General features: G+C 67.3%; 21 protein-coding genes. 8 read left to right on the top strand and 13 right to left on the bottom strand.

Features of this window, described 5'->3' with window-relative positions:
- Positions 1-60 precede the first annotated feature (60 nt).
- Positions 61-1,188, top strand: a complete 1,128-nt coding sequence (locus tag AC1DO7_RS28680) for a hypothetical protein (RefSeq protein ID WP_441618820.1) — start codon at positions 61-63, stop codon at positions 1,186-1,188.
- Positions 1,189-1,219: 31 nt separating this feature from the next.
- Positions 1,220-2,917, top strand: a complete 1,698-nt coding sequence (gene recJ / locus AC1DO7_RS28675; protein ID WP_477116838.1) for a single-stranded-DNA-specific exonuclease RecJ — start codon at positions 1,220-1,222, stop codon at positions 2,915-2,917.
- A 40-nt stretch (positions 2,918-2,957) separates the two neighbouring features.
- On the opposite strand, the gene AC1DO7_RS28670 is transcribed toward recJ, so the two are convergent.
- Positions 2,958-3,689: a peptidoglycan DD-metalloendopeptidase family protein gene (locus AC1DO7_RS28670; protein WP_441618817.1), complete on the bottom strand. Its 732-nt coding sequence runs from the start codon at positions 3,687-3,689 to the stop codon at positions 2,958-2,960.
- Between the two features lie 269 nt (positions 3,690-3,958).
- Here AC1DO7_RS28670 and prfB point away from each other — a divergent pair.
- From prfB to AC1DO7_RS28645, 5 genes are all read left to right on the top strand, one after another.
- Positions 3,959-5,063 (top strand): peptide chain release factor 2 gene (gene prfB / locus AC1DO7_RS28665; protein WP_441618815.1). Its coding sequence is split into 2 segments (ribosomal slippage): positions 3,959-4,039 and positions 4,041-5,063, totalling 1,104 coding nucleotides; the frame shifts between segments, so codons are not numbered across the junction.
- A 66-nt stretch (positions 5,064-5,129) separates the two neighbouring features.
- The gene (locus AC1DO7_RS28660; RefSeq protein ID WP_477116837.1) at positions 5,130-5,900 is read left to right on the top strand and encodes an SDR family oxidoreductase; all 771 of its coding nucleotides are present in this window, start codon (positions 5,130-5,132) and stop codon (positions 5,898-5,900) included.
- Between the two features lie 37 nt (positions 5,901-5,937).
- Positions 5,938-7,476 (top strand): lysine--tRNA ligase, encoded by a 1,539-nt coding sequence (gene lysS, locus AC1DO7_RS28655; RefSeq protein WP_477116836.1) that lies wholly within the window; start codon positions 5,938-5,940, stop codon positions 7,474-7,476.
- Between the two features lie 271 nt (positions 7,477-7,747).
- A complete protein-coding gene (locus AC1DO7_RS28650; protein WP_477116835.1) occupies positions 7,748-8,533 on the top strand; it encodes a glycine zipper 2TM domain-containing protein in 786 nt (261 codons plus the stop codon).
- A gap of 150 nt (positions 8,534-8,683) precedes the next feature.
- Entirely contained in the window at positions 8,684-8,866 is a 183-nt protein-coding gene (locus AC1DO7_RS28645) for a hypothetical protein (RefSeq protein ID WP_441618808.1), read from the top strand.
- Positions 8,867-8,918: 52 nt separating this feature from the next.
- Here the strand turns inward: AC1DO7_RS28645 and iscX are convergent, their stop codons facing one another.
- From iscX to AC1DO7_RS28595, 10 genes are all read right to left on the bottom strand, one after another.
- Entirely contained in the window at positions 8,919-9,113 is a 195-nt protein-coding gene (iscX, locus tag AC1DO7_RS28640; RefSeq protein WP_441618806.1) for a Fe-S cluster assembly protein IscX, read from the bottom strand.
- 53 nt (positions 9,114-9,166) lie between these two features.
- Positions 9,167-9,505 (bottom strand): ISC system 2Fe-2S type ferredoxin, encoded by a 339-nt coding sequence (gene fdx / locus AC1DO7_RS28635; protein ID WP_441618804.1) that lies wholly within the window; start codon positions 9,503-9,505, stop codon positions 9,167-9,169.
- Positions 9,506-9,546: 41 nt separating this feature from the next.
- The gene (gene hscA, locus AC1DO7_RS28630) at positions 9,547-11,412 is read right to left on the bottom strand and encodes a Fe-S protein assembly chaperone HscA (protein ID WP_477116834.1); all 1,866 of its coding nucleotides are present in this window, start codon (positions 11,410-11,412) and stop codon (positions 9,547-9,549) included.
- Between the two features lie 107 nt (positions 11,413-11,519).
- The gene (gene hscB, locus AC1DO7_RS28625; RefSeq protein ID WP_441618800.1) at positions 11,520-12,038 is read right to left on the bottom strand and encodes a Fe-S protein assembly co-chaperone HscB; all 519 of its coding nucleotides are present in this window, start codon (positions 12,036-12,038) and stop codon (positions 11,520-11,522) included.
- 81 nt (positions 12,039-12,119) lie between these two features.
- Positions 12,120-12,335: a DUF3565 domain-containing protein gene (locus tag AC1DO7_RS28620; protein WP_441618798.1), complete on the bottom strand. Its 216-nt coding sequence runs from the start codon at positions 12,333-12,335 to the stop codon at positions 12,120-12,122.
- 22 nt (positions 12,336-12,357) lie between these two features.
- Complete coding sequence (iscA, locus tag AC1DO7_RS28615; protein ID WP_017229301.1) at positions 12,358-12,678, bottom strand: iron-sulfur cluster assembly protein IscA; 321 nt, start codon at positions 12,676-12,678, stop codon at positions 12,358-12,360.
- Between the two features lie 25 nt (positions 12,679-12,703).
- Positions 12,704-13,108 (bottom strand): Fe-S cluster assembly scaffold IscU, encoded by a 405-nt coding sequence (iscU, locus tag AC1DO7_RS28610; protein ID WP_441618797.1) that lies wholly within the window; start codon positions 13,106-13,108, stop codon positions 12,704-12,706.
- A gap of 49 nt (positions 13,109-13,157) precedes the next feature.
- Positions 13,158-14,381 carry an IscS subfamily cysteine desulfurase gene (locus AC1DO7_RS28605; RefSeq protein WP_441618930.1) on the bottom strand — a complete coding sequence of 408 codons (1,224 nt, stop codon included), beginning with the start codon at positions 14,379-14,381 and terminating at the stop codon, positions 13,158-13,160.
- Positions 14,382-14,439: 58 nt separating this feature from the next.
- Positions 14,440-14,991: a Fe-S cluster assembly transcriptional regulator IscR gene (iscR, locus tag AC1DO7_RS28600; RefSeq protein ID WP_477116833.1), complete on the bottom strand. Its 552-nt coding sequence runs from the start codon at positions 14,989-14,991 to the stop codon at positions 14,440-14,442.
- A 181-nt stretch (positions 14,992-15,172) separates the two neighbouring features.
- On the bottom strand, positions 15,173-15,664 hold the full coding sequence (locus AC1DO7_RS28595) for a low molecular weight protein-tyrosine-phosphatase (protein ID WP_441618793.1): 492 nt from the start codon (positions 15,662-15,664) through the stop codon (positions 15,173-15,175).
- Between the two features lie 204 nt (positions 15,665-15,868).
- On the opposite strand from AC1DO7_RS28595, the gene AC1DO7_RS28590 reads away from it, so the two are divergent.
- Positions 15,869-16,198: a hypothetical protein gene (locus AC1DO7_RS28590; RefSeq protein WP_441649849.1), complete on the top strand. Its 330-nt coding sequence runs from the start codon at positions 15,869-15,871 to the stop codon at positions 16,196-16,198.
- A gap of 39 nt (positions 16,199-16,237) precedes the next feature.
- Here the strand turns inward: AC1DO7_RS28590 and AC1DO7_RS28585 are convergent, their stop codons facing one another.
- Together AC1DO7_RS28585 and AC1DO7_RS28580 are read right to left on the bottom strand one after the other, a co-directional pair.
- On the bottom strand, positions 16,238-16,537 hold the full coding sequence (locus tag AC1DO7_RS28585) for a putative quinol monooxygenase (protein ID WP_441618789.1): 300 nt from the start codon (positions 16,535-16,537) through the stop codon (positions 16,238-16,240).
- Positions 16,538-16,613: 76 nt separating this feature from the next.
- On the bottom strand, positions 16,614-17,894 hold a 1,281-nt coding region (locus AC1DO7_RS28580; protein ID WP_477116832.1), incomplete at its 5' end, for a helicase-related protein.

Below are 17,894 nucleotides of genomic sequence, written 5' to 3'. Positions count from 1 at the left end.
CAGCCTGTCCGGACGATATTTCAGCCGCCCGCCAGCCGGAAGTTTACAATCTCGGCCACCATGATGACGCACCTGACCCTGATTGTGCCCTTTTCCGTCCCGCCGGGCGCCGCCACAGAAGCGCACGGCGGCGGCAACAACGCCATGCTCGAGGCGCTCCTGCGGCAGTTGGAGTTGCCGGCGCTGGGAAAGTTGCTTACCCGCGCCAGCCCCGGCCCGCGCGAACGGCACGACGATCCCTTCCTGCGCTCGCTGCCGCACGAGCGATGGCTGGCCGGACGCGCCGGGCTGGATACCGTCCGCGTGCCCAGCGCCCCGTTCATGCGGCTGGCCGACATGGCCGCCGCCGGCACCCCGGGGGCCGACGACGGCCAGGCCTGGGCCTGCCTGCAGCCGGTCCATATCCATGCCGCGCGCGACCACCTGGTGCTGATGAACCCGGTCCACCTGCGCTTGCGCGCCGGCGAGGCGGCTGCCCTGTACGAGGCGGTCTCCGGCCTGCTCCAGGAGTCGGGCATCGCGCTTGAAACGCCCCAGCCGGATCGCTGGTACCTGCCGGAAGCGGCGTTCGGTCCACTGGTCGCGGCCAGCCCCCTGCGCGCCACCGGCCGCAATATCGACGCCTGGATGCAGTCCGGCGAGCGCGCGCGCGACTGGCGCCGGCTCCAGAACGAAATCCAGATGACCTGGCATGACCATCCGGTCAACCAGGCCCGCGAGGCCGCCGGCGAGCAGACCGTGAATTCGGTCTGGCTGCATGGCGGCGGCAAGCTGCAGGCGGTGCCGCGCCTGGCCGACACCGCGCTGACCGATGACGCCTTCCTGCGCGGCCTGGCGCTGGCCGGCGGCGGTGCCTGCCGGCCAGCGCCGCCGCGCTTCGGGGCGATCGACGCCACGCCGGCCCCAGGGCGCACGATGGTGCTGCTGGAGGATGCCGTCGAAGCCCATATCGGCGAGGACTGGGGACTATGGATAGAGCGCATGCATGCGCTCGAAGCCAGCTGGTTCGCGCCGGCACTGGCCGCACTGGAAGACGGCACGCTGCCGGCCCTGACCCTGGTGCTGGCCGGCGACAACCATTACGCCGAATTTACCGTGCGCCGCGCCGACCTGCGCAAGTTCTGGCGCGGCCTGGGCGCGCGCGGCGACTGGCGCGCGTTGCTGTCCGACCTGGCCTACGCCGCCTGATCGCCTCACCCCGTCTCTTGCCTGTCCCTACATGACCCGAATCGCCGTACGATCCTTTTCCGCCGAACACGCCGGCACGCTGGCCAGCGCCGGCCTGCATCCCACGCTGGCCCGCATCCTGTCGGCGCGCGGCGTGCGCGAGCCGGCCGAGCTCGCCACCGAACTGCCCGGCCTGGTACCGCCGGCAGCAATGAAGGGGATCGACCACGCCGCCACCTACCTGGCCGATGCCATCGCCGCCGGCCGCCGCCTGCTGATCGWGGCGGACTACGATTGCGACGGCGCCACCGCCTGCGCGGTGGGCGTGCGCGGCCTGCGCATGCTGGGCGCGCGCATCGACTACATCGTGYCGAACCGCTTCGAGTACGGCTACGGGCTGACCCCGGAGATCGTCGCGCTGGCCGCGCAGCAGAAGCCCGACGTGATCGTCACGGTGGACAACGGCATCGCCAGCGTGGACGGCGTGGCCGCGGCCAATGCCCTCGGCATCGACGTGGTGGTGACCGATCACCACCTCCCCGGCGACCAGCTGCCGGCGGCAGCGGTCATCGTCAACCCGAACCAGCCTGGCTGTGAATTCCCCAGCAAGAACCTGGCCGGCGTGGGCGTGATGTTCTATGTGCTGCTGGCGCTACGTGCGGAACTGCGCCGCCGCGGCGTGTTCGATGCCCAGACCCAGCCGCGCCTCGACGCCCTGCTCGACCTGGTCGCGCTGGGCACCGTGGCCGACGTGGTCAAGCTCGACGGCAACAACCGCATCCTGGTGGCGCAAGGCCTCAAGCGCATGCGCGCCGGGCGCATGCACGCCGGCGTGGCCGCCCTGTTCCGCGCCGCCGGGCGCGAGGCGGCGCGCGCCAATACCTTCGACCTGGGTTTCGGCGTGGGCCCGCGCCTGAACGCCGCCGGGCGGCTGGCCGACATGTCGCTCGGCATCGAGTGCCTGCTGACCGACGACGCCAACCGCGCCTGGGAGATCGCCCAGGAACTCGACGGCATGAACCGCGAGCGCCGCGACATCGAGGCCGGCATGCAGCAAGAAGCGCTGCAGATCCTGGAAGGCCCGCTGGGCGCGCTGGACCCCGCGGCGCGCTTTACCGTCAGCGTGTTCAACGACACCTGGCACCAGGGCGTGATCGGCATCGTGGCCTCGCGACTCAAGGAGAAATACCATCGGCCGACGATCACCTTCGCCCCGGGCGACGAGGACACCATCAAGGGCTCGGGCCGCTCGATCCCGGGCTTCCACCTGCGCGACGCGCTGGACCTGGTGTCCAAGCGCCACCCCGGCCTGCTGGTCAAGTTCGGCGGCCATGCCATGGCGGCCGGCCTGACGCTGCGCGCCGACACCTTCGGGCAGTTCATGGAAGCGTTCGAAGCGGTGGGGCGCGAATGGCTCAGCGATGAGCAGCTGGCACGCGTGATCGAGACCGACGGCGATATCGAGGATGGCTGCTTCAGCCCGGAATTCGTCGCGCTGCTCGAGCAGCAGGTGTGGGGCCAGGGCTTCCCGGCGCCGACCTTCTGCGGCGAGTTCGACGTGCTGCGCCAGAGCGTGCTCAAGGGCAAGCACCTCAAGCTGCAGCTCGGGCGCGGCAGCCAGCGCTTCGATGCAATCTGGTTCAACCACGCCGACTCGCTCGGCGCCAGCGCGCTGGTGGCCTACCGCCTGGACAACAATACCTTCAATGGCGTCACCCGCGTGCAGATGGTCATCGAGCACGCGCAGTAGCGCACGCCTTAGCCGCCGTCCCGCGCCTCGGCCCCGCCCCTCAGCCCCGCGCGGGCAGCAGGCCCGCCGGGTCGACCGGCTTGCCGTTGTTGCGCACCTCGAAGTGCAGTTCGCGCTCGGCGACCCCCATGCGGCCAACCTCCTGCCCGCCGGATACCTGCGAGCCCTCGCTGACCGTGGGCTTGTCCAGGTTGCCATAGACCGTCAGCCAGTTGTCGTCGTGCTTGATGATCACCAGCATGCCGTAGCCGCGCAGGTTGCCCACATGGATGGCCTTGCCCGCGGCGGCGGCGCGCACCGCGCCGCCGGGCGCCGTGTTGATGCTCAGGCCCTTGCTGGCGGGTGGCCCGAAATTCGCCGTGACGCGGCCCTCTGCCGGCCATTGCAGGCGGATGCCGGTGGCCGGCGCGCGCGCCGGCGGGCCGTTGTCCACGCGCGGGGTGTCGCCCACGGCCACCGGCCCGTTGCCGGAACCCGCGGAACCCGCGCTGGCCGTGGCACCGGCGGGCGGCCGGATGCGCAGCAATTGCCCGACTTCGATGCGCTCGGCGCTGGGCAGCTGGTTCCAGCGCGCCAGGTCGCGCACCGAGCGCTTGTGGCGGCGCGCCACGCTGTACAGGGTGTCGCCGCTCTGCACACGGTAGTAGCCGTCCGGCGCGGGCTCGCTGGCCAGGGTGCCGCAACCGGCCGCAAGGCACGCGGCGGCCGCTGCTGCCAACAGGCCGAGCGCGCGGCGGCGGGTGTGGGTGGTCTCGTGATTGCTTGGCTTCATGCGTGCTTATCGTCCATCCTTGTCCATGTCTGAACAGTTGATTGGCGGTTGTCCAGCGGCTTGCTGGAAGGCGCTTCCGAAGACCCCGGCGGCGCGGCGCCGGCCCGCGCCCGGTGCAGGTCTGCCATGACGCACCTAGCCAGTGTAGACCGCAACTGTAGACCGTTCGGCAAGCGAACCGTTCGAAATCGTGCCGGAAGTGCCATCGCAGCGCGCGGCGAGACCCCCCGATCCGCTATAATTCAAGGTTTTGAAAGCGCAGGAACATCATGGAAGCAGAACGCCTCAACGCCATCTCCGGTGCCATCTCCGATCTCCGTTCGCGAACGGAAGATCTACGGGGGTATCTTTGACTACGATGTCAAAGTAGGACGACTCGACGAAGTCAACGGCGAACTCGAGGATCCCGCGGTCTGGAACAACCCCAAGAAGGCCCAGGATCTCGGCAAGGAAAAGAAGATGCTGGAGGGCGTGGTCGGCGTCCTCGGCAAGCTCACGGACGATCTGGCCGGCGCCGAGGAGCTGTTCGAGCTCGCGCGCGAGGAAGCCGACGACGACACGCTCGAAGCCATCGAGACCGACGTCAAGGGCTTCGAGGCCATCGTCGCGGACATGGAATTTCGCCGCATGTTTGCCGGCGAGATGGACCAGGCCAACGCGTTCATCGACATCCAGGCCGGCGCCGGCGGCACCGAAGCCTGCGACTGGGCCTCGATGCTGCTGCGCCAGTACCTGAAGTACTGCGAGCGCAAGGGCTTCAAGGCCGAAGTGCTGGAAGAATCCGAAGGCGACGTGGCCGGCATCAAGAGCGCCACCATCAAGATCGAGGGCGAATACGCGTTCGGTTACCTGCGTACGGAAACCGGCGTGCACCGGCTGGTGCGCAAGTCGCCGTTCGACTCGTCGGGCGGCCGGCATACCTCGTTCTCGTCGGTGTTCGTCTACCCCGAGGTGGATGACTCGTTCGAAGTCGAGATCAACCCGGCGGACCTGCGCGTGGATACCTACCGCGCGTCGGGCGCCGGCGGCCAGCACATCAACAAGACCGATTCGGCCGTGCGGATCACGCACATCCCGAGCGGTATCGTCGTGCAGTGCCAGAACGATCGTTCGCAGCACCGCAACCGCGCCGAGGCCATGTCGATGCTGAAGTCGCGCCTGTACGAGCACGAGATGCGCAAGCGCCAGGCCGAAGCCGACAAGCTCGAAGCGGGCAAGACCGATGTGGGCTGGGGCCACCAGATCCGCTCCTACGTACTGGACCAGAGCCGCATCAAGGATCTGCGCACCAACGTGGAAATGTCCAACACGCAAAAGGTGCTGGACGGCGACCTGGACCCGTTCATCGAGGCCAGCCTGAAGCAAGGCCTGTAACACGCCCCGCCGCCCCGCCGCCAGATGGCGGCGGGCGCGCGAATCAACTGCCGGACAATACCGACCATGACCGCAGCATCGACCGCAGCAACGCACCTGATCATCATCACCGGCACGTCACGCGGGCTCGGTGCCGCGCTGACGCGAGCCCTGCTCAAGCCGGGCAACCGCCTGGTCTGCGTGGCGCGCAGCCGCAACCCCGAGCTGGAGCAGGCCGCCGCGGCCAGCGGCGTCAGGGTGGCCTGGCACCTGCAGGACCTGTCGCAGGCGGGCCCCGCGGCAAGCTGGCTGGGCAGCGTGCTCGATGCCGTCGACGAGGCGCCCGCCAGCGCCACGCTGATCCTCAACGCGGGCGTGATCGAACCGATCGGCCCGGTTGCCGGCCTGCACGAAGCCACGCTGGTGCCGCACCTGCTCACCAACCTGGCCACGCCGATGACCATGACCGCGGCCTTCCTGGCGCGCACCGAACGCTTCGGCTGCCCGCGCAAGGTGCTGGCGATCTCGTCCGGCGCGGCGCGCCGCCCGGTCGAGGGCTGGGCCGCCTACTGCGCCGGCAAGGCGGGCCTGGACATGTTCGTGCGCTCGGTCAACGCCGAGTACGCGCAGGCGCCGGCCGAACGCAGCGTGCGCGCGGTGGCGCTGGCGCCGGGCGTGGTCGATAYCGGCATGCAGGCCACCATCCGCGGCGCCGATTTCGCGCAGGTGCAGCGTTTCCGCGACCTCAAGGACAACGACCAGCTCGCCTCGGCCGAGGACACCGCACACCGCATCGCGGCCTACCTGGATCGGCCCGACTTCGGCAGCACCGAGCTCGACGACATCCGCAATACCTGACATGCGCGCGGACCGCCGCGCGACTCACCAAGACATCATGACCGACTCCAACCGCGCTCCCGCCGAGGCCAACGCCCCCGCCGCAGCCGACGAAAACAAGATCATCGCGGAACGGCGCGAGAAGCTGCAGGCCCTGCGCCAGCAAGGCGTGGCCTTCCCCAACGATTTCCGCCCGACCCACCAGTCCGCCGCGCTGCACGCGCAGTACGGCGAAACCGACCAGGCCGCGCTCGAAGCGGCTCCGGCCGAGGTCGCCATCGCCGGGCGCATGATGCTCAAGCGCGTGATGGGCAAGGCCAGCTTCGCCACCGTGCAGGACGGCGCGGGCCGCATCCAGTTCTATATCAGCCGCGACGCCATCGGCGAAGACGTCTATGCCGCCTTCAAGAAGTGGGACCTGGGCGATATCGTCGCCGCGCGCGGCACGCTGATGAAGACCAAGACCGGCGAACTGTCGGTGGCCGTCACCGAGCTGCGCCTGCTGTCCAAGAGCCTGCGCCCGCTGCCCGGCGACTTCTACGGCCTGGCCGACCAGGAGCTGAAATACCGCCAGCGCTATGTGGACCTGATCGTGTCGCCGGAAACGCGCGCCACCTTCCGGGCCCGCACGCAGGCCATCGCCTCGCTGCGCCGGCACATGGCCGAAGCCGACTTCATGGAAGTCGAGACGCCGATGCTCCACCCGATCCCGGGCGGCGCCACGGCCAAGCCCTTCATCACCCATCACAACGCGCTGGACATGCAGATGTTCCTGCGCATCGCGCCCGAGCTGTATCTGAAGCGYCTGGTGGTGGGCGGWTTCGAKCGCGTGTTCGAGATCAACCGYAAYTTCCGCAACGAGGGGGTGAGCCCGCGCCACAACCCTGAGTTCACCATGATGGAGTTCTACGCCGCGTACACCGATTACCGCTGGCTGATGGATTTCACCGAGAACCTGATCCGCCAGGCCGCCATCGACGCGCGCGGCAGCGCCACCGTGACCTACCAGGGCCGCGAGCTGGACCTGTCCAAGCCCTTCCATCGCCTCACCATCTGCCAGGCGATCCAGAAATTCGCGCCGCAATACACCGATGCGCAACTGGCCGACACGGAATTCCTGCGCACCGAGCTGAAGAAGTTCGGCGTCAACACCAATGCGCCGCAGTTCCTCAACGCGGGCCTGGGCACGCTGCAACTGGTGCTGTTCGAGGAAACCGCCGAAAGCCAGCTGTGGGAGCCGACCTTCATCATCGACTACCCGGTGGAAGTCTCGCCGCTGGCGCGCGCGTCGGACACCATGCCCGGCATCACCGAGCGTTTCGAGCTGTTCATCACCGGCCGCGAGATCGCCAACGGTTTCTCGGAGCTGAACGACGCCGAAGACCAGGCCGAGCGTTTCCGCAAGCAGGTCGACCAGAAGGATGCCGGCGACGAGGAAGCCATGTACTTCGACGCCGACTACATCCGCGCACTGGAATATGGCATGCCCCCGACGGGCGGCTGCGGCATCGGCATCGACCGCCTGGTGATGCTGCTGACCGACAGTCCCAATATCCGCGACGTCATTTTGTTCCCGCATCTGCGCCGCGAGGACTGAACGGCGCCAGCGCTTCCCGCGCCAAAGGGAAGCCGGCGCCAGGCAAGAAGCCCCACCTTTGCGGTGGGGCTTTTTTGTTTTTGCGGCCCGATTGTTACAACCGGTCGCATCGACGCACACCGAAATGGCAGCTAAAGCACTGATTTACAAGAGAATTAATACCTACACAAACTTACAAAATCAAACGGATAACGGCGGCGGAATCGGCCAAACTCGGACCTGGAATCATCGATGCGTAGTGCGTTTGTGCTGACCGCATAAGGAAAACAAAATGCCCAATCCGACACCAAACCCGTCGACGCAGAACACGGCCAATACACCTGCCGCCATGCCGGCCACCGCCCTGCCCGCCCAGCGCCGCCTGCACCCGCTGCTGGGCGCCGCCGCGGTGGCGATCGTCGTCGCCAGCCTGACGGCGGTCGCGGCGATGACGGGCTTGCTGCCCGTCAGCAAGGCCACCCAGGACGCACCGCAATCCCTGACCGCACCGATCGCGGCCCAGAATGCGGCAGCCAGCCAGCAGCAGGCGACGCCGGGCAGCACCACGCGTCCGCCCGAGGCGATGAATCCCGCACTGGCGCAGGCTGCTGACGTGCCCGTCGCGCAGCCGTCCGCGGCCCGCCCGGCACCGCAACGCGCCGCACGGGCGGACACCGGCTACGGCCCCGAGCCCGCCCGCGCCGAAAACGCCGGGGCCCAGCCTCAGCGCCAGYCGGCGCAAGGCGGCGCATCCCTTGGCCGCGTGGTGGCCATCACGCCGATCGAGACCGCCAAGCCCGCCAGCGGGCTGGGCGCGGTCGGCGGCGCCGTGGTCGGCGGTCTGCTGGGCAACCAGATCGGCAAGGGCAACGGCCGCATCCTGGGCACGGTGGCAGGCGCGGTGGGCGGGGGCTTCGCCGGCAACCAGATCGAGAAGAGCGTGCGCAAGGACACCAGCTACCAGGTCCGCGTGCAGATGGACAACGGCACGCACCGTACCTTTACCTATCACGCCGCGCCGGACTTCGAGGTGGGCGAACGCGTGCGGCTGCAGGATGGCGGCCTGGTGGCCGCCTGAGGCGGCGCGCCAGCGCCCCCTTCGCAACCTCGGCGAGCACTGGTTTGCGATCTTCACCATGGCATTGCCGCGCAGCCATGGCTGGGGCGCGGCTTCTTCCGCGACAAGCTGACGCTGCGTGGGGGACTGGGGCCGTATTTCGCCATCGACGTGAACAGCGCGCCGGGCAATGGCGGCAGCGATGGCAGGAATGTGGCGACGCTGCTGACCTTGTCGGCCAGCTACCGGCGCGAGGAGCGCCGGCTGGCCAGCCTGTCGTGGAACCGCACGATGACAGGCCATGACCGCGATACCGGCGTGTTACCGGGGCGGCGCATCGGCTACCGCTTCTGAGAAGCGGTAGCGCGGGTGGCGCGGGGCACGGCGCCGCGCCACCCGGCGTGGCTTATTCCGCCTCTTCGATCCAGGCGGCCTGGATGGCTTCCAGGATCTTCTCGCCGGAGCGCTCCGGGACGTCGGCAAAGCCGTCGAGCTCGAGGACCCAGCGGTGCAGGTCGGTGAAACGGATCGTGGCAGGATCGATATCGGGGTACTTGTCGTACAGCGCGGCCGCGATATCGTAGGTGTCGGTCCACTTCATTGGCATTCTCTCCGGTCAGGTCGTCAGGGCAACAGGCGCGCGATGCTCAGCGCTCAGTGCTCTTCCTTGGCATGGTTGATCGTGTACTTCGGAATCTGGACGGTGAGGTCGTCTTCCGCGACCAGCGCCTGGCAGGAAAGCCGCGAGTTGGGCTCGAGGCCCCAGGCCTTGTCGAGCAGGTCTTCTTCTTTCTCTTCCGCTTCCTCGAGCGAATTGAAGCCCTCGCGCACCACCACGTGGCAGGTCGTGCAGGCGCACGATTTTTCGCAGGCGTGCTCGATCTCGATGCCGTTGCTGAGCAAGGCATCGCAGATGCTGGTGCCCGTCTTGGCTTCGAACACGGCGCCCTCGGGGCAGAGTTCGACGTGAGGCAATACGATGATCTGTGGCATGGGTTGTCCTGGGTAGAGATACGGTGCGACGGCCTCGGGGATCAGCCCAGGTCCTGCACCTTGCGGCCCGCCAGCGCGCTCTTGATCGAGCGGTCCATGCGGCGGGCGGCGAATTCGTCGGTGCCGTGGGAGAGCGCTTCCACGGCCGCCTTGATGGCGTGGTGGTCTTCGCCGGCGGCAATGTCGCTGACCGCGAGGATGAGCCGCTCCACGGCGGCGCGTTCCTCGGCGGAGAGCAGGTCGCCGTCGGTCTCCAGCGCGCGGCTGGTAGCCTCGACCAGGCGCGCGGCATCGACGCGCTCCTCGGCCAGGGCCCGGCTCTGCATGTCGTGCTCGGCCTCGCGGAAGCTGTCCTGCAGCATGCGCGCGATCTCGTCATCGGCCAGGCCGTAGGACGGCTTGACGGTGATGGTCGCCTCCACGCCGGAGTGTGTTTCGCGCGCGAAGACCGAAAGCAGCCCGTCGGCGTCGACCTGGTAGGTCACGCGGATGCGCGCCGCGCCGGCCACCATCGGCGGAATGCCGCGCAACTCGAAGCGCGCCAGCGAGCGGCAGTCGGCCGCCAGTTCGCGCTCGCCCTGCAACACATGGATGGCCATGGCCGTCTGGCCATCCTTGAAGGTGGTGAATTCCTGCGCGCGCGCCACCGGAATCGTGCTGTTGCGCGCGATGATCTTCTCGACCAGGCCGCCCATCGTTTCCACGCCCAGCGAGAGCGGGATCACGTCGAGCAGCAGCCAGTCCTCGCCGGGCGCGCCGTTGCCGGCCAGCAGGTTGGCCTGCATGGCCGCGCCCAGCGCCACCACCCGGTCCGGGTCGAGGTTGGTCAGCGGCGGCTGGGCGAAGAAATCGCCAACCGCCTTGCGGATTGACGGCATGCGGGTAGCGCCGCCGACCAGCACCACGCCCTTGACTTCGTCGACCGCCACGCCGGCATCGCGCAGTGCCTTGCGCACCGGCGCCAGGGTCTTCTGCACCAGCGGTGCGGTCATCTCGACGAAGGCGGCCGCCGACAGCGTCAGGTGCACGATCTCGCCGCTGTTGAGCACCGCGTCGATCACGGTGGCATCGGCTGCCGACAGCGCTTCCTTGGCGGCGCGCGCGCGCACCATCAGCAGGCGCATGTCTTCGGCCGAGAGCGGCTGCAGGCTGGCCTGCTCGACGATCCAGCACATCAGGCGCTGGTCGAAGTCGTCGCCGCCGAGCGCGGAGTCGCCACCCGTGGCCATGACCTCGAACACACCCTTGGTGAGCTTGAGGATGGAGATGTCGAAGGTGCCGCCGCCGAGGTCATACACCGCGTAGATGCCTTCGGAGGCATTGTCCAGGCCGTAGGCAATGGCGGCGGCGGTCGGCTCGTTGAGCAGGCGCAGCACTTCCAGGCCGGCCAGTTGCGCGGCATCCTTGGTTGCCTGGCGCTGGGCGTCGTCGAAGTACGCGGGCACCGTGATCACGGCGCCGACCAGTTCGTCGCCAAGGGAATCCTCGGCGCGCTGGCGCAGCGTGGCCAGGATCTCAGCCGACACTTCCACCGGGCTCTTCACGCCGGCCACGGTCTTGATCTGCACCATGCCTGGCGCGTCGACGAAATCGTAGGGGCTGTGCTCGATGTGAGCCACGTCGCGCAGGCCGCGGCCCATGAAGCGCTTGACCGAGATGATGGTGTTCTTGGGATCGTGCACCGCCTCGTCCTGCGCGCGGTAGCCGATCTGCGTGCCCTTGTTGGGCAGGTAGCGCACCACGGACGGCAGCAGCGCGCGGCCGCTGTCGTCGCTCAGGACTTCGGGAATGCTGTTGCGAACCGCCRCCACCAGGGAATTGGTGGTGCCGAGGTCGATGCCGACCGCGAGCCGCTTCTGGTGGGGCGCCGGCGACATGCCGGGTTCGGAGATCTGGAGCAGTGCCATGATGAATCTTCTTTATTCGTGCGGTTGCAGGCAGGGCTGCTTAAGCAGTCCCGCCCGCGCCGGGGCGCCATTGTGGCATGGCCGAAGCGAACTTGCCCGGAGGCAGGCTAGTCTTCCAGGCGGTCGATCGCTTCGCTGGTGTCGTGTTCGATCTTTTCGATAAACATCAATTGCCTGGCCGCGCTGCCGGCACCCGCATCGTCGCCGGCATCCAGCAACGCGCCGAGCGCCGCATGGCGCTCGCGCTTTTCGCCGCGCAGTTCGCGCAGCAGCGCATCGAGGCGTGCGATGTCCTTGTCGCCCACCGCATCCTGCAGCGCTTCGCGCCATTCCATCTGCTGCATCAGGAAGGTGGGCGCCATGGCGGTATTGCTTTCGGCCTGGATATCCACCCCGCGCAACGACAGCAGGTAGATCGCGCGCTTGAGCGGCTGGCGCAGCGTGCGGTAAGCCTCGTTGGCGTGCGCGGCCCACTGCATGGCCACGCGGCGCTCGGCGTCGCCGGCGTTGGCGAAACGGTCCGGGTGCGCCTGCGACTGCACCGTACGGTAGGCCGCATCGAGCGCCGCTTCGTCGACCGTGTAGCTGGCCGGCAGGCCGAACAGCGCGAAATAATCGTCTTTCAACACCTTCCCCAACAAAAAAGAGCGGCTGCGCCGCCCCCTTGAACATCTTTTGCCGACATGGCCAGCCGTGCGGCGCGCCGCTCAGGCAGCCGCCCAGTCGGCGGGCGGCTCGCCACGGTCGCACTTGAGGCAATTCACGACCTCGCCGATCCGCGCGGCGCGCCCGTGCGCCGTCTGGGTCCAGGGCCGCATCTGCCAGGGCGGATCATGGCGCATATGCTGGCCATGGCCGCAATCGAGTTCGGCCACCCAGTGGCTTTCCTCGTCCTGGTGAAACCCCACGATGCCGCGCTTCATCGCAATCCGCCGTGCGACTCGCTCAGACCCGGAACGACTCTCCGCAGCCGCACTCGTCCTTGACGTTGGGGTTGTTGAAGCGGAACCCCTCGTTCAGGCCTTCGCGCGCGAAGTCGAGTTCGGTGCCGTCGATATACGGCAGGCTCTTGGGATCGACGATCACCTTGATGCCGTGCGACTCGAACACGCTGTCTTCCGGCAACAGGTCATCGACGTATTCCAGCTTATAGGCCAGGCCCGAGCAGCCGGTGGTCTTGACGCCCAGGCGCAGGCCAACGCCCTTGCCGCGGCGGTCCAGGTAGCGCGCCACATGCTTGGCGGCCTTCTCGGTAAGCGTGATCATCGCTGCGTCATCCCTTGCGTTGAACTCAGGCGGCCTTCTGTTCGGCTGCGCCTTCGTGCTTCTTCTTGTAGTCCTCGACCGCCGCCTTGATGGCGTCCTCGGCCAGGATCGAGCAGTGGATCTTCACCGGCGGCAGCGCCAGTTCTTCGGCGATGTGCGTGTTCTTGATTTCCAGCGCCTGATCAACGGTCTTGCCCTTGACCCACTCGGTCACGAGCGAGGACGAGGCGATGGCCGAGCCGCAGCCATAGGTCTTGAACTTGGCGTCTTCGATCACGCCGGCTTCGTTGACCTTGATCTGCAGCTTCATCACATCGCCACAAGCCGGCGCGCCGACCATGCCGGTGCCCACGGCGTCGTCGTTCTTGTCGAACGAGCCAACGTTGCGGGGGTTTTCATAGTGGTCGAGAACCTTGGTGCTGTATGACATTTTGGCTACCTCTTGGCGTATTTATGGGGTCTTGCGGGGGCCTCGGCGCTTAGTGCGCGGCCCACTGGATGGAATTCAGGTCCACGCCGTCCTTGAACATTTCCCACAGCGGCGACAGGTCGCGCAGCTTGGCGATCTTGCCCTTGAGCAGTTCGACGGTGTAGTCGACTTCTTCCTCGGTGGTGAAGCGGCCCACCGTGAAGCGGATCGAGCTGTGCGCGAGTTCGTCGTTGCGGCCCAGGGCGCGCAGCACGTACGACGGCTCCAGCGAAGCCGAGGTGCAGGCCGAGCCCGACGACACGGCCACGTCCTTGATCGCCATGATCAGGGATTCGCCTTCGACGAAGTTGAAGCTGACGTTGAGGTTGTGCGGCACACGCTGTTCCATGTCGCCGTTCAGGTAGACCTCTTCCATGCCCGACAGGCCGCGCCACAGGCGGTCGCGCAGCATGCGGATGCGTTCGTTCTCGGTGGCCATTTCCTCGCGGGCGATGCGGAAGGCTTCGCCCATGCCGACGATCTGGTGCGTGGCCAGGGTGCCCGAGCGCATGCCGCGCTCATGGCCGCCGCCGTGCATCTGCGCTTCCAGGCGCACGCGCGGCTTGCGGCGCACGTACAGCGCGCCGACGCCCTTGGGGCCGTAGGTCTTGTGCGCCGAGAACGACATCAGGTCGCATTTCAGCGTGTTCAGGTCGATGGCGACCTTGCCGGTGGCCTGGGCCGCATCGCAATGGAAGATGATGCCCTTGGCGCGGCAGATCTCGCCGATCTGCCCGACGTCCTGGATCACGCCGATCTCGTTGTTGACCAGCATCACCGAAACCAGGATGGTGTCCGGGCGGATCGCCGCCTTGAGCACGTCCATGTCGATCAGGCCGTCGTCCTTCACGTCGAGATAGGTCACCTCGAAGCCCTGGCGCTCCAGCTCGCGGGTGGTGTCGAGCACGGCCTTGTGCTCGGTCTTGACCGTGATGATGTGCTTGCCCTTGCCGGCATAGAAATTGGCGGCGCCCTTGATGGCCAGGTTGTTCGATTCGGTCGCGCCCGAAGTCCACACGATCTCGCGCGGATCGGCGCCCACCAGCGCGGCCACCTGCTCGCGCGCCGCTTCCACCGCGCGCTCGGCATCCCAGCCGTAGGCGTGGCTGCGCGAAGCCGGATTGCCGAACTGCTCGCGCAGGTACGGAATCATCTTGTCCGCCACGCGCGGGTCCACCGGGGTGGTGGCCGAGTAATCCATGTAGATGGGGAAATGTGGGGTGCTCATCGTTATGACTGCCTTTATTAGGGACCGCTAATACTGAGGTTGCTCCGGGGACCGCCTGCCTGTCCTATGACTGCGCCAGGCTGAAGACCGAGTTCACCACCCGCGGGCGCGCGGGTTTTTCCTTTTCGGCGCCGGCACGCGGTGCGGACACTGCCAGCGCGGCAGGCTCCTCGCGCATGTCGTGCAGCACCGTCGGGCACTTGGCGCGCTGCTGGTCGACCAGGTTCTTGAGGGAGACGGAATCGAGATACTCGACCATTTTCTGGTTGAGCGTGGCCCACAGCTCGTGGGTCATGCAGCGCCCGCTTCCTTCATCTCCGTTACAATTGCCCTTTCCGCCGCACTGCGTGGCGTCGAGTGGCTCGTCGACCGCGATGATGATGTCGGCAACCGTGACGTCCTCGGCCTTGCGCGCGAGGCTGTAGCCGCCGCCCGGGCCGCGCACGCTTTCGACGATCTCGTGACGGCGCAACTTGCCGAACAGCTGCTCGAGGTAGGAGAGGGAGATTTTCTGGCGCTGGCTGATACCGGCCAGCGTAACGGGCCCTTGATCCTGGCGCATGGCCAGGTCAATCATGGCGGTTACCGCGAAGYGGCCTTTGGTAGTCAGTCTCATGATGCAGGGGAATACTTGATCATTTTGGTCGAGTATAAAAGATCCCGACTAATTCAGTCAAGTACCCCTGCCGCATTGCATCAAGCGCGCTCCCCACCCGCCTGCGCGGCGGCGTCTGGCCCGCGCGGCGGCACCATCAGCGCCCAGGGCTGTTTCAGGATGCGCTGCCGCACGATCGCGCTCAGCCCGCGGCGCCCAGGCCTTTGCTGCGCAGCAGGGCGATGACGCCGTCGCAGGCATCCTCGACATAGTCGAGCACGCGTTCGAAGCCGTCGCCCTCCCCGTAATAGGGATCCGGCACTTCGTCGGCATCGTGCCGCGTGGCAAAGCTCATCAGCAGGAGCAGCCTGTCGCGGCTGGCCGGCGGGCAGATGGCGCTGAGCGCCTGCAGGTTGTCCCAGTCCATGGCCAGGACCAGATCGAAGCGGGCGAAATCGGCCGCCACGGCCTGCCGTGCCCGCTGCGCGGAAAGATCGTAGCCGCGGGCCAGCGCATGGCGCTGCGCGCGCGCGTCCGGCGCGCGGCCGATGTGATAGCCGTGGGTACCCGCCGAATCCAGTTCGACCTGGGCGGCCATGCCGGCGGCCTGCAATTTGGCGCGCAGCACGCCCTCGGCTGTCGGCGAGCGGCAGATATTACCCATGCAGCACATGAGAATCGCGAATGTCTTCATCGGAATCCTGGGTTCGGCGCCATCGGTCGGCGCCAGGGCAAGGACGCGCACCGGGAGAGTGGCAAGCCCGCTCCGGGACACGTACAAGGGCGGATTTTACCGCCCTGCAAGGTGCGCACTGGCGGGAGGCACAAACGAGTGCCGGGGGGCGATGAACCGCAAAAAAGGTGACGTAAAGGTTTCGTGCCACGCATAATGCCGACGGTGAACAGTCTGCTCAGTCCCCTTCTTCTCTGCGGCGCACTCTCGTGCGCAAGCCTTGCGCTTGCCGCCGAGCCATCTTCCAACCCCGCCAGCGACGCGGGCTGCGCGAACTTGCTCGCCGTCGTCCTGCGCAGCCTGGAAGAAGAGTTCGGCGCGGCCTGCCCGGCTCCCGCCTCGATTCCGGCCGCCGCCACCGCTTGCACTGCGCAGCGCGAGCCGCTTGGCGCGATCGTGGATTTCATCAGCACGCGTCGTGCGGCGCAAGCCGACGCGTGCGAGACACTGCTGGAAGTCAACAAGCGGCTGCGCTCCCTGCCACCGAAGAACTAGCACTAGGCGCCCGCCGCGCAGGCAAGCCCCCTTCCGGACTCAGGGCAACTTGGCTGCCAGCACGTCCAGCTTCTCGATCGAAGGCGGCTTGGCGAACAGGTCCGGCGCCTTGGCCATCAGGGCCGCGGCAACCTTGCCGGAGAGATGTGCCTGGCGGCCGGCCTCGTCCGGGAAGGCGTCGAAGATCCCGTACATGGATGGTCCGAGCCTGAGCGCGAACCAGGCCGTGGTGCCGGTTTCCTCCTGCACCAGCGGCAAGCCGCCAAGCAGGAATTCCTCGACTTCCTTTTCCTTGCCGGGCTTCGCATGCAGCGGAACCCACAGCGCGAACTTGACCATGAGGCACCTCCTCATCACCGTGCGGGATTCCAACTATAGACCGTAACGGAAGGGCCTGGCGGGTTCCCCCCCGGCCTCAGGAGGCGGCCGCGGCAGGCGGCAGGTGCTCGCCGTCGCCGCTGGCGCCAAACACCTGGCGCTTGAGCTTGGCCAACTGGTCGCGCACCTGGCCGGCCTTCTCGAACTCGAGGTTCTTGGCATGCTCGAACATGAGCTTTTCGAGCCGCTTGATCTCCTTCGAAACCTGCTTCTCGGTCATGTCCTCGTACCTTGCGCGCTCCTCGGCGGCCAGCAGTTCGGCCTTGACCTCGCCCGGATCATAGACGCCGTCGATGATGTCCTTGATGCGCTTGACCACGCCGCGCGGCACGATGCCGTTGGCCTCGTTGAAGGCGATCTGCCTGGCGCGCCGGCGCTCGGTCTCGCCGATCGCGCGCTTCATCGAATCGGTCATGCGGTCGGCATACAGGATTGCAGTGCCGTTGACGTTGCGCGCGGCGCGGCCRATGGTCTGGATCAGCGARCGCTCGGCGCGCAGGAAGCCTTCCTTGTCSGCATCGAGRATCGCSACCAGCGACACCTCSGGAATATCCAGGCCYTCGCGCAGCAGGTTGATGCCGACCAGCACGTCGAAGGTGCCCAGGCGCAGGTCGCGGATGATTTCGACCCGCTCCACGGTATCGATGTCCGAATGCAGGTAGCGCACCTTGACGCCGTTTTCCGTCAGGAACTCGGTGAGCTGCTCCGACATGCGCTTGGTCAGCGTGGTCACCAGCACGCGCTCGCCGAGCGCGACCTTGGCATGGATCTCGGACAGCAGGTCGTCCACCTGCGTGGTGGCCGGGCGCACGTGGATGATCGGATCGACCAGGCCGGTCGGCCTCACCACCTGCTCCACCACCTGGCCCGCGTGCTCGTTCTCGTAGTTGGCCGGCGTGGCCGAGACAAACATCACCTGGCGCATCTTGCGCTCGAACTCCTCGAACTTGAGCGGGCGGTTGTCCAGCGCGGACGGCAGGCGGAAGCCGTATTCCACCAGCGTGGTCTTGCGCGCCTTGTCGCCGTTGTACATGCCGTTGAACTGGCCGATCAGCACGTGCGACTCGTCCAGGAACATCAGCGCGTCCGGCGGCAGGTAGTCGACCAGCGTCGGCGGCGGCTCGCCGGGCTTGGCGCCCGACAGGTGCCGCGAGTAGTTCTCGATGCCCTTGCAGAAGCCCAGCTCGGTGAGCATTTCCAGATCGAAGCGCGAGCGCTGCTCGAGCCGCTGCGCCTCCACCAGCCGGTTCTCCTTGTAGAAGAAATCCAGGCGTTCGCGCAGCTCGACCTTGATGTCCTCTATGGCACGCAACACGGT

This window comes from Cupriavidus sp. 05N40, from assembly GCF_056397305.1.
Note: the sequence above shows the minus strand (reverse complement) of the source record. Positions and strands in the feature narration are given on the sequence as shown.